The 12,560-nt window shown below is 41.2% G+C and carries 9 protein-coding genes; 5 read left to right on the top strand and 4 right to left on the bottom strand.

Going from position 1 to position 12,560, the window contains the following annotated elements:
• Window positions 1–55 precede the first annotated feature (55 nt).
• The 4 genes from leuD to leuA are packed head-to-tail and all read right to left on the bottom strand — an operon-like array spanning window position 56 to window position 4,743.
• Window positions 56–658, bottom strand: a complete 603-nt coding sequence (gene leuD, locus ABE954_RS06860; protein WP_042845138.1) for a 3-isopropylmalate dehydratase small subunit — start codon at window positions 656–658, stop codon at window positions 56–58.
• Window positions 659–669: 11 nt separating this feature from the next.
• Complete coding sequence (gene leuC / locus ABE954_RS06865; protein WP_129466228.1) at window positions 670–2,073, bottom strand: 3-isopropylmalate dehydratase large subunit; 1,404 nt, start codon at window positions 2,071–2,073, stop codon at window positions 670–672.
• Between the two features lies 1 nt (window position 2,074).
• The gene (gene leuB / locus ABE954_RS06870; RefSeq protein ID WP_371025809.1) at window positions 2,075–3,163 is read right to left on the bottom strand and encodes a 3-isopropylmalate dehydrogenase; all 1,089 of its coding nucleotides are present in this window, start codon (window positions 3,161–3,163) and stop codon (window positions 2,075–2,077) included.
• A gap of 2 nt (window positions 3,164–3,165) precedes the next feature.
• The gene (gene leuA, locus ABE954_RS06875; protein ID WP_042845133.1) at window positions 3,166–4,743 is read right to left on the bottom strand and encodes a 2-isopropylmalate synthase; all 1,578 of its coding nucleotides are present in this window, start codon (window positions 4,741–4,743) and stop codon (window positions 3,166–3,168) included.
• A gap of 901 nt (window positions 4,744–5,644) precedes the next feature.
• On the opposite strand from leuA, the gene leuO reads away from it, so the two are divergent.
• The 5 genes from leuO to cra all read left to right on the top strand — a co-directional run bounded on the left by leuO (window position 5,645) and on the right by cra (window position 12,446).
• Entirely contained in the window at window positions 5,645–6,613 is a 969-nt protein-coding gene (gene leuO, locus ABE954_RS06880; protein WP_042845131.1) for a transcriptional regulator LeuO, read from the top strand.
• A 342-nt stretch (window positions 6,614–6,955) separates the two neighbouring features.
• Entirely contained in the window at window positions 6,956–8,788 is a 1,833-nt protein-coding gene (locus ABE954_RS06885) for a long-chain fatty acid--CoA ligase (RefSeq protein WP_080750874.1), read from the top strand.
• Between the two features lie 341 nt (window positions 8,789–9,129).
• Window positions 9,130–10,857, top strand: a complete 1,728-nt coding sequence (ilvI, locus tag ABE954_RS06890; protein WP_042845418.1) for an acetolactate synthase 3 large subunit — start codon at window positions 9,130–9,132, stop codon at window positions 10,855–10,857.
• A gap of 2 nt (window positions 10,858–10,859) precedes the next feature.
• A complete protein-coding gene (ilvN, locus tag ABE954_RS06895; RefSeq protein WP_042845128.1) occupies window positions 10,860–11,351 on the top strand; it encodes an acetolactate synthase small subunit in 492 nt (163 codons plus the stop codon).
• 84 nt (window positions 11,352–11,435) lie between these two features.
• The gene (gene cra, locus ABE954_RS06900) at window positions 11,436–12,446 is read left to right on the top strand and encodes a catabolite repressor/activator (RefSeq protein ID WP_042845417.1); all 1,011 of its coding nucleotides are present in this window, start codon (window positions 11,436–11,438) and stop codon (window positions 12,444–12,446) included.
• The last annotated feature ends 114 nt before the right edge of the window (window positions 12,447–12,560 follow it).

Raw genomic sequence — 12,560 nt, forward strand, 5'->3', positions numbered from 1 at the left:
ATGTTCCACTTTATATCGTGAAACTACGCCTACTGAAGTAGGCGTAGAAACGGGTTTATTGCATAAAAGAGGGGATATTCTGCTCGTAATCTTTAATTTGGTCGACGTGTTGCAGCGTCAGCCCAATACTGTCCAACCCATTCATCATGCAATGACGGCGGAAACTATCAATCTCAAAATGATACGTTTTATCGCCTGCTGTGACTGTTTGCGCTTCTAAATCAACAGTGAACTGGCAACCTTCATGGCTGTTCACATAGTTAAACATTTCATCCACTTCTTGTTCGCTTAATTTGATTGGCAACAATTGGTTATTGAACGAGTTGCCATAAAAAATATCGGCGAAACTTGGGGCGATAACGACTTGAATGCCAAAGTCAGTCAGTGCCCATGGAGCATGTTCACGAGAAGAGCCGCAACCGAAATTTTCACGCGCCAGTAAAATACTTGCGCCTTTAAACACGGGTTTGTTCAAGACAAAATCAGGGTTAGGCTGCTGGCCATTTTCATCTAAAAAACGCCAGTCATTAAACAGATGTTGACCAAAACCAGTACGAGTAACTTTCTGCAAAAATTGCTTAGGAATAATGGCATCAGTATCAACGTTTGCGGCATCTAAAGGAGCAACAATGCCTACGTGGGTAATTAATTTTTCCATTGCTTTTCCCCTTAAATTTGAATGTCGCGAACGTCAGCAAAATGGCCATTAATCGCTGCGGCAGCAGCCATCGCTGGGCTAACTAAATGTGTACGACCAGCACGACCTTGGCGACCTTCAAAGTTACGGTTACTGGTTGATGCACAGCGTTCACCTGGATTTAAACGGTCATTATTCATGGCTAAACACATTGAACAGCCCGGTAAGCGCCATTCAAAACCGGCATCAATAAAAATTTTATCTAAACCTTCTTGTTCAGCTTGTGCCTTAACAGGACCAGAACCCGGAACCACAATCGCTTGAACACCGTCTGCGACTTTTTTACCTTTAGCAATTGCAGCCGCTGCCCGTAAATCTTCAATCCGTGAGTTGGTACATGAGCCAATAAACACTTTATCAATTTTTACATCTGATAATTTAATGCCTGATTGTAACCCCATATAAGCCAACGCTTTTTCTGCAGATGCGCGTTCAACTGGGTCTGCAAATGACTCAGGTGCAGGGATAGGCTGATTGATAGCAATAACTTGCCCTGGGTTGGTTCCCCAAGTAACTTGTGGTGCGATGCTACTTGCTTGAATAGTGACGACCTTATCAAATTTAGCATCATCATCTGTTTTCAACGTTTTCCAATATTCGACTGCGTCATCCCATTGTTGGCCTTTAGGTGCAAACTGGCGCCCTTTTATATAATTGAAGGTGGTTTCATCTGGTGCGATGATCCCAGCTTTAGCACCTAATTCGATAGCCATGTTGCACACCGTCATACGGCCTTCCATGCTTAAATTTTCGATGGCTTCACCACAAAATTCAACAATATAGCCTGTACCACCTGCGCTACCCGTCGTCCCAATGATAGCTAATACGATGTCTTTTGCTGTAATCCCTGCTGGGGCTTTACCGACAACTTCGATTTTCATGGTTTTGGCACGCGCTTGTTTCAGCGTTTGCGTTGCCATAACGTGTTCAACTTCAGAAGTTCCAATCCCAAAAGCTAACGCACCAAATGCTCCATGTGTTGCCGTATGGGAGTCACCGCAGACAATTGTCATTCCAGGCAGGGTGATCCCTTGCTCAGGGCCCATCACATGGACAATACCTTGATATGGGTGATTTAAATCATATAAAGTCACACCAAACTCTTGGCAGTTTTTCATTAATTCTTGCATTTGGATGCGAGCCATATCGCCACAAGCATTGATATCTTTTGTTTGTGTCGAAACGTTATGATCCATAGTAGCAAAGGTCTTACTCGGCTGATGTAACGGGCGGTTTTTAGTTCTTAACCCATCAAAAGCTTGAGGAGAAGTCACTTCATGTACCAGATGGCGGTCGATATAAATTAACGGGGTTTCATTTTCGACTTCCCGAATAACGTGCGCGTCATATAATTTTTGATATAAAGTCTTAGCCATGTTACACCCCTTCTGCAATATAACGAGCAATGGTATCGCCCATTTCACTGGTACTGATTGATTTACCTGTACCAGCTAAATCTGATGTTCTATAGCCTTCTTCTAAGGCTTTATTGACTGCACGCTCAATAGCATCTGCAGCGTCAGCTTGGTCTAAGCTAAATCTTAACAGCATAGAGGCTGATAGGATCTGAGCAATTGGGTTTGCGATATTTTTCCCTGCAATATCGGGGGCAGAGCCGCCAGCAGGTTCATACAAACCAAACCCACATTCATTCAAACTTGCAGAAGGTAACATACCTATAGAACCAGTGATCATGGCGCATTCATCAGAAATAATGTCGCCAAATAAGTTAGAACATAACACCACATCAAATTGTGAAGGTGCTTTAATCATTTGCATTGCCGCGTTATCGATATACATATGGCTGATTTCAATATCTGGGTATTCTTTTGCAATTTGATTAACGACTTCACGCCATAACACTGAACTTTGTAACACGTTAGCTTTATCAATAGAGGTCACTTTTTTATTTCGCTTACGAGCTGATTCAAATGCAATACGTGCGATACGCTCAATCTCATAGCGGTGATACACCTCGGTATCAAATGCATATTCTTCGCTGCCTTCACCTTTACGGCCCTTTGGTTGACCGAAGTAAATACCACCTGTTAATTCACGGACACAAAGGATATCGAAACCTTGGGCTGCGATATCAGCACGTAAAGGGCAGAATGCTTCCAGTGCCTGATATAAACGGGCAGGGCGTAAGTTGCTGAATAATTTAAAATGTTTACGTAAAGGTAATAACGCACCGCGTTCAGGTTGGCTATCGGGTGGTAAATGCTCCCATTTTGGTCCACCGACAGAGCCAAATAACACCGCATCTGCTTCTTCGCAACCTTGTACTGTTGCTTGTGGTAAAGGTTCTCCGTGTTTATCGATAGCCGCACCACCAACGTCATACTCTTTAGTATTAATAGTGATAGCAAAGCGTTTGCTAATGGCATCTAAAACTTTGTGTGCTTGCGCCATAACTTCAGGACCGATGCCATCACCCGGTAATACGGCAATTTTATAACTAGACATTGTTAAACAGCTTCCTTTGTGTTTGATTGTGATTCTTGGTTTATTTTTTGTTTTTCTATTTCGACTTGTTCTGAACGCCAAATGCTATTCAACACATGCACCATGGCTTTCGCTGAAGATTCGACGATATCTGTCGCTAACCCCATGCCGTGGAACTTACGGTTATGGCATTCAACCACGATATCCACTTGGCCTAATGCATTTTCACCGTGGCCTTTAGCTGATAACTGGTAAGATACTAATTTCATAGGGAATTTCGTGATGTTGCTGATGGCTTGGTAGATGGCATCAACGGGGCCATTGCCGGTTGCCGCTTCAGACTTCACTTCATCGCCACACTGCATTTTGACTGTTGCTGTTGCGACAATGCTAGAGCCTGATTGTGTACTGAAATAGTCCATCACGAAGTGGTCAGTTTCATCTTGTTGTTTCGTAAAGAAAGCCAAGGCCTCTAAGTCATAGTCAAAGACTTGACCTTTCTTATCGGCTAAATTCAAAAATGCAGTATATAATTCATCCAATTTGAAGTCTTTACCTTCGTGATACCCCATTTCTTCCATACGGTGTTTAACGGCAGCACGGCCTGAACGCGAGGTTAAATTCAATTGTTGTTCTTTTAAGCCGATAGACTCTGGCGTCATAATTTCGTAGGTTTCACGGTTTTTCAATACACCGTCTTGGTGAATTCCTGATGAGTGAGCAAATGCGTTGCTACCTACAACCGCTTTATTGGCTGGGATTGGCGTATTACATAATTGGCTAACTAATTGGCTGGTACGGTAAATTTCTTTGTGATTAATATTGGTATGCACATTTAACATTTGTTCGCGCAATTTAATTGCCATAATCACTTCTTCTAATGCTGTGTTGCCAGCACGCTCGCCTAAGCCATTGATAGTCCCTTCAACTTGGCGGGCACCGGCTTGCACAGCACTGATTGAGTTAGCAACGGACATCCCTAAATCATCATGGCAATGAACAGAAATTACGGCTTTGTCGATATTGGGCACACGGTTATACAAATCAGTGATAATGCCGCCAAACTGGTAAGGCGTTGTGTAACCGACAGTATCTGGGATATTGATTGTCGTTGCACCTGCATTAATAGCCGTTTCTACAATGCGACATAAATTGTCAGGGTCAGTACGGCCCGCATCTTCACAGGAGAATTCAACGTCATCGGTATAGCGTCTAGCGCGCTTGATGGAATTGATTGCCATATCCATTACGCCATCAAAGGATTTATTTAATTTTTTCTCCATATGCAAATTGGAGGTGGCTAAGAAAATATGGATACGAAAGGCTTCGGCAACCTTTAATGACTCGGCTGCAACATCAATGTCATTTTCAATACAACGTGCTAATGCACAGATTCGGCTATTTTTAATTTCACGAGCGATGGTTTGGACTGACTCGAAATCACCTGGAGAGGAGACAGGGAAACCCGCTTCAATAACATCAACACCTAAACGCTCTAAGGCGAAGGCAATTTGTAATTTTTCTTTGACTGACAAACTTGCCTGCAATGCCTGCTCACCGTCCCGTAAGGTGGTGTCGAAAATAATAACTTGGTTGCTCATATTGTGTTCCTCATCTCGAATTTTATTTTATTAAACCAATCGTTATGTTCTTTTAAAGCCGCAGGCATAAAAAAACCCGCGGGTTGCGCGGGTTCTTAATGTTTGTGGACAGTGTCTTGCTATTTTCCGTCCATAAGCATACCGCGCAAGTTTAATGCGAGTAGTAGTAGGCTTAGTAGGCGGATAGAAAACATCATTTTAAACTGTCTCTCTTGTGTTGCTTAATTAACTGTATTTATTGATACGTGATCTCATGGTTAATGTCAATCTTAGATTTTTCACATATTTTTACCAATCATGAATTACCTCTAAAAACTAGGGGTTGTGACTAAATTTTATAATTTATATGACGTTTTTACCTATATTTACTGGCTGAAATAAGGGTAAAATTCTTTTGGTGAAATAGTTGTGCGGATTGATTCATGTAATCTATTGTTTTTTAACTATTTCTTTGTTTTTGTATGTGGGTGATGGATTAAAAGAGGGAAATGAATCATGTTCACTGATGGTTTTCAATTAAATTAATTATCTAATAAATATATAATTAAAAAATAATCTGATAATGCGAATATTTCTTGAATTCACACACGATTTATTATGATTTCTTTCACAAATTGTTTTATTATTTTTACTGAGAGTGATTGTTCGCTTAATAAGTAACCATCATTCATTACTTTAGTGAATATTTACGTTTTAATAATGATATTTATACTGTGAATCTAATTAATGGGTAAAATAATATAAACGTCGTTTTAATAAATGCAGGGAAAGCGAAATGACTTATTATCTATAAGTTGTTTTAAACATAATATTTAATGAATTTATATATTCGTCGGTTTTTTCTCGATGAATGAGCCTTTTCATTAATGAAAAATGATAAATATATTTAGTGGAGTAAAAAATGACTGATTTTGATACGATTTTAACAGCCAAAAAAGACAATGGTGATATTCATTTGCGTAATGTTGATTTAAACTTATTAACGGTTTTTGATGTTGTCATGCAGATGCAAAACGTGACAAAAGCGGCTCAAGTTTTAGGGATGTCTCAACCCGCAGTAAGTAATGCGGTGTCTCGTTTAAAATCCATGTTTAATGATGAGCTGTTTGTTCGGTATGGTCGGGGTATTCAACCAACATCTCGTGCTAAACAGTTGTTTGGCCCCGTTAGGCAAGCGTTGCAGTTAGTACATAATGAATTACCTGGCGCAGGGTTTGACCCACAAGATAGCGAACGAATGTTTAATTTGTCTATTTGTTCTCCATTAGATATTCGCTTAGCTGCAATTATTGTCGCGAAATTTAAAATAGTATCACCTAATATTAATATTTTTATTCATTCATTTATGGATAACAACATTGCTCATCAATTAAAATATCAAGAAATAGATTTTTTCCTTGGCTATAGCCAATTCGAAAAACCCGAATATCAACAACAAATTTTATTTGATGATGAATTAGTATTAGTTGCATCAAACCATCACCCTCGTATTGGAAATACTATTTCTGCTATTGAAATAAACAATGAGCGTCATGCTATTGTTGCTATGGATAATATTGGCTCATTCAGTAAGCCTTATTATTATAATACTGAATTATCTGACAACGTGAGTTATCAAGGAACTGATTTAAACAGCGTGCTTAATATTGTTGCTCAAACTGATTTAGTGGCATTTGCACCAAAATGGTTGGTTGAACATTACTCAGGTCAATTCAAATTACGTTCGCTAACATTACCGTGGGAAAATAACACACGCCCTTGTTATTTAACGTGGCACGAGTCAACGGCAAGGGATAAAGGCCACCAATGGATGAAGTCTCAATTCAACCAAATGATTGCAGGGCTAACTGAGCAGGCGGCAGCGGCATAATTATTTTGGGCGTTAACTAAAGCTAGAGGAACAGACGTAATGGTTTTCAGTCAGTTGTCAGGGTGAGGCCAATGCAGCTAAAGGGTATTAACAAGCACGATTAATCTCCCTTCTAAAAACTACCTATAAAACAGAATAGGCACTACAACAGCATAACTAACTCATTATAGTGAGAACTATGATGAGTTTTGTAGTGCATATAACATTTGCAAAAAATTTACATATAAATGCTTTCCACGCTTCCCTTTAGTCGATACACTTCGAATATTCAGCTAACAGTTGTAAGCTGAAATTGTAAGATAGCTAAGTGCTTGTGAGCAAACCGAGCAACTTATATTGATAATGGCCGATAGGAAATTAACTTTGATTACTGAAAATCTATATCCATACCACTTGGTTAATCGCTTACGTAGCAGAATTAATGCACAAGAGTCAGCGAACCGGATAGCTTTCAGTCAATGGGATTGCGGGCAACAAAGCTCGTTAACATGGAGTGAGGTTGGTGAACGCACTTCTGCGATTTCTCGCCGCCTTTTGGCGTTACAAGTTGCAACGCAAGGTAATATTGGTCTCTTTGCTCATAACAGTATGGACTGGTCGCTTGTTGACTTTGCGGCTTTGCAAATTAGGGCGGTCACCGTTCCACTTTATGCAACCAGTAGCGTTGAGCAAGCAGCCTATATTGTTAATGATGCAAATATCAACATTCTTTTTGTTGGGGAAGACGTTCAATATCAGGTCGCTTGCCAGCTACCAGCACTTTGTCCACAGTTAAAAATGATTGTCGTGATGAATGAGAGCGTGGAGCTGATCGGTAGCTCCGTAGAAACGATGCATTTGTCGGCATTTATGTCTCAAGCTAAGCCTGAATTTCAAACTGAGTTAGATGCCCGTATTGCGGCGCATAATCTTAGTGATTTATTTACGATAATCTATACATCAGGGACCACTGGTGAGCCGAAGGGGGTCATGTTGGACTACTACAACATGGCGGCGCAATTGTACCTTCATGACCAACGGCTAAAATTAACAGCGGATGATATTTCTTTGAGCTTCTTGCCGCTTTCCCATGTGTTTGAGCGTGCTTGGAGCTTTTATGTGATGCACGTGGGGGCTTTAAATGTTTATCTAACCGATACCAACAATGTACGTGAAGCTCTCGCCGATGTTAAACCAACCGTCATGTGTGCGGTACCGCGTTTCTATGAAAAAGTGTATAGCGCGGTACAAAGTAAAGCGGCTAAACAACCGTGGTTACGCAGAGGGTTATTTAACTGGGCAATTTCGCTAGGTAAAAGCCGCGTCAATGCCATAGCAAAAGGTCGCCAACCTTCATTGTTTAACCGGGGTCTTTTCCCTCTCGCAGATAAACTAGTATTGAGTAAAATTCGTGCTGGTTTAGGTGGGCGAATTCGCTTTATGCCAGCAGCAGGTGCTCGTCTAGATGATGACGTGATTGCCTTTTTTCTTTCAGCAGGTGTCGATATCAAATATGGATACGGCATGTCAGAAACCTGTGCCACGGTATCTTGCTGGGAAGAAGGTAAATACCCGTTAGGGTCTATTGGCACACCATTATCAGCAGTCTCTGTACGTATTGGTAAAGATGACGAAATTCAAGTCAAAGGCCCTGTCGTCATGAAAGGCTACTATAATCGGCCAATAGAGACCTTAGACACTTTTACATCTGATGGTTGGTTAAAAACTGGGGATGCAGGGAAAATCGATGCCCACGGTAACCTCTATATTACAGATAGACTGAAAGATTTAATGAAAACGTCTAACGGTAAGTATATTGCTCCACAAATGATTGAAGGCGTTTTAGGGCAAGACAAATTTATTGAACATATAGCCGTTATTGCTGATGCACGTAAATTTGTTTCTGCGCTGATCGTACCTTGCTATGACAGTTTGGAAGAGTACGCTAATTCAATTAATTTGAAATATCGTGACCGTTTAGAGCTCTTAAAAGACTCAAAAATTGTGGCGTTGTTTGAGTCCCGCTTAAAAGACTTACAAAAGAATGTAGAACATTTTCATCAAGTTAAACGTTTTACCTTATTACCGACTACTTTTACGATGGAACAAGGGGAATTAACCCCCACATTGAAGTTGCGCCGTAAAATTATTTCTGAGCGCTACCAATTAGAAATTGAAACTATGTATAAAGAATAATAGATATAGAAACTAAAGCCATTCAAGCTAACTTACTTGGGTGGCTTTTTTGTTTATGAACCTTGTGATTTTTGCAACTGACAATGCGAAGGGAAATTCCACTGTTTTTTTAGCTAAACTAGTCATTCAACCTCCTATTTTTTTCATATATAGTCAATCTACCTACCAACGACTGATGTTCAAGATTATCTGAAAGTTTAATGTACTTGGTGCTGAAAATGATGTTTGCTTCGTTTCAGCCGGAGCGATATGTTAATAGCACTAATTCACCTATTTTAATGATAAAAATAAAGGGGTAATTGATACCTCTTAACTTGCAAATAATGTCTGGGGGCAAACTCATGGAGATGTTGTCGGGAGCTGAAATGGTCGTCAAATCATTGATTGACCAAGGAGTAAAGCACGTGTTTGGTTATCCAGGCGGTGCAGTATTAGATATTTATGACGCACTTCACACTGTTGGTGGGGTAGAACATATTTTAGTGCGTCATGAACAGGCTGCGGTGCATATGGCAGACGGTTACGCTCGTTCAACAGGGGATGTCGGCGTGGTGCTTGTGACATCGGGTCCTGGTGCAACGAATGCAATCACAGGGATAGCGACAGCATATATGGACTCTGTTCCGATGGTCGTGTTATCAGGGCAGGTTGCTAGTTCGCTAATTGGCAATGATGCTTTCCAAGAATGCGATATGGTTGGGATTTCTCGTCCAATAGTTAAACACAGCTTTTTAATTAAAGATGCACAAGAGATCCCTGAAACAATCAAAAAAGCTTTTTATATTGCAGCCAGCGGTCGTCCGGGTCCGGTGGTCATTGATTTTCCAAAAGATACCGTTAATCCGGCTTTAAAATTTGCTTACCGTTATCCAGACAGTGTCTCTTTGCGTTCTTATAACCCAACGTTGCAAGGGCATAAAGGCCAAATAAAAAAAGCGCTATCTAAGCTAGTCGCAGCAAAAAAACCGGTTTTTTATATTGGTGGGGGTGCCATCAATGCAAATTGCTCCGCAGAAATTATTGAACTGGCTGAGAAACTGCAATTGCCGGTAGTATCCACACTAATGGGGTTAGGGGCTTTCCCTGAAACTCACCAGCAGTCTGTTGGTATGCTAGGTATGCATGGTACCTATGAAGCCAATAAGGTTATGCATAACTCGGATGTTATTTTTGCAGTTGGTGTGCGCTTTGATGACCGTACAACCAACAATTTAGAAAAATACTGTCCAAACGCGACGGTCATTCAAATTGATGTTGATCCAACGTCTATCTCAAAAACGGTTAATGCGGACATTCCTATTGTCGGAGATGCCAAATTAACACTAAAACAAATGCTGGGTCAGTTAGAGCAAACATCATCACAACAAGACAGCCAAGCGCTCAAAGATTGGTGGAAAGATATAGCGCAATGGCGTACTAAACAATGTTTGCGTTATGAAACTAACTCAACAAAAGTTAAGCCCCAGCAGGCGATTGAAATGATCTATCGTTTAACGAATGGGGAAGCCTATGTCACGTCTGATGTAGGGCAACATCAAATGTTTGCTGCATTATATTACCCTTTTGATAAACCACGTCATTGGATTAACTCAGGTGGCTTAGGCACGATGGGGTTTGGTTTGCCAGCTGCATTAGGGGTGAAATTAGCACACCCTAAATCAACGGTTATTTGTGTGACTGGCGATGGCAGCATCCAAATGAATATTCAAGAGCTTTCAACCGCGCTGCAATATGGTTTGCCAGTTGTCGTACTTAATTTAAATAACGGTTTCTTAGGTATGGTGAAACAATGGCAGGACATGATTTACCAAGGTCGCCATTCACAATCTTATATGGAATCATTACCTGACTTTATTAAGTTAGCAGAGGCTTATGGTCATGTGGGGATTTCAATCTCCTCACCTGATGAACTTGAAACCAAGTTGCAACAAGCCCTCGTTGAGGTGAACGAAAATCAACGGTTAGTATTTGTTGATATTAATATTGATGAAACTGAGCACGTCTATCCAATGCAAATCCGTGGTGGGGCAATGGATGAAATGTGGTTGAGCAAAACAGAGAGGACCTGATCATGCGTCGTATTTTATCCGTTTTATTAGAAAATGAATCAGGTGCTTTGTCCCGCGTCATAGGTCTGTTTTCTCAACGTGGTTATAATATTGAAAGCCTAACCGTCGCACCAACGGATGACCCAACCTTGTCACGGATGACCATCCAAACTAAAGGTGATGCAAAGGTGCTTGAGCAAATAGAAAAGCAATTGCATAAACTGGTTGATGTTTTGCGTGTCAGTGAGCTAACAGCGTCAGCACATATTGAACGCGAGGTCATGTTAGTGAAGCTACAAGCTTCCGGTTATGGGCGTGATGAAGTGAAACGTTGTGCTGATATTTTCCGTGGGCAAATCGTAGATGTGACTCCAACGCTTTATACCGTTCAGCTAGCGGGAACAAGCGAAAAACTCGATGCTTTTATCGAATCTGTACGCGGTGTTGCTGAAATTGTTGAAGTTGTGCGCTCAGGGATCGTCGGTGTTTCACGTGGTGATAAAATTATGCGATGAAAAATTTATCTTCCAAAGGTAGAATACTCGCGTTTAAGGCTCCGAATGACTCGGAGCTATTCCCAAAATTGTAAAGAGGTTAACGTGAAACTGGATGAGATAGCCCGTCTAGCGGGTGTTTCCCGCACAACGGCTAGTTATGTGATCAACGGCAAGGCCAAGCAGTATCGAGTCAGCGATAAAACTGTAGAAAAAGTGATGGCAGTCGTCAGAGAGCACAATTACCATCCAAATGCAGTCGCGGCGGGTTTACGTGCAGGTCGTACCCGTTCTATAGGGTTAGTGATCCCTGATCTGGAAAATACCAGCTATACCCGTATAGCGAACTACCTTGAAAGGCAGGCACGTCAGCGTGGTTACCAATTACTCATTGCGTGCTCAGAAGACCAACCAGACAACGAAATCCGCTGCGTTGAACACCTTCTGCAACGGCAAGTTGATGCCATTATTGTTTCAACGGCATTACCCCCAGAGCACCCGTTTTACCAGCGCTGGGCAAACCGTTCTTTACCTATTATTGCACTCGATAGAGCCCTTGAAAAAGAGCACTTTATTAGCGTAGTAGGGGATGACCAAGAAGATGCTTTCATGATTTCAGCAGAATTGCGTAAGTTTAAAGCTGAATCGGTATTGTATTTAGGGGCATTACCTGAGTTATCTGTCAGCTATTTGCGTGAGCAAGGTTTTCGTAAAGCATGGAACGAAGACCCTCGCCAAGTTGATTATTTATATGCAAATAGCTATGAACGGGATTCAGCAGCGGAAGTTTTTGCCCACTGGCTTGATAGTGGTAATGAAATGCCTGATGCGTTGTTCACGACGTCATTCTCCTTGCTACAAGGGGTACTTGATATTGCGCTTAAACGCAGCGGTCGTTTACCGGAACACATGGTCATTGCCACCTTTGGTGATAACGAACTGTTAGATTTTCTGGGGTGCCCTGTGCTTTCCCTAGCTCAGCGTCATAGAGACATAGCAGAACGTATCTTAGAGTTGGTATTAGCCAGCCTAGATGAAAAACAAAAACCGGAACCGGGTGTCACCCGTATTCGTCGTGATTTATGTCGTCGTGGAAGTTTAGGTCGTAAGCAATAATTACTCGCTTTAACTTTAGCCGAACAGTTAATTATTTATGCGATAATGAGTGATGTTAATCACAAAAATGAGTAAGATAACGGCCCCTACACAGTAGGGGCTTTTTTTTATATG

Origin of the sequence: Providencia sp. TYF-12, assembly GCF_041344805.1 — a bacterium.
GTDB lineage: Bacteria > Pseudomonadota > Gammaproteobacteria > Enterobacterales > Enterobacteriaceae > Providencia > Providencia huashanensis.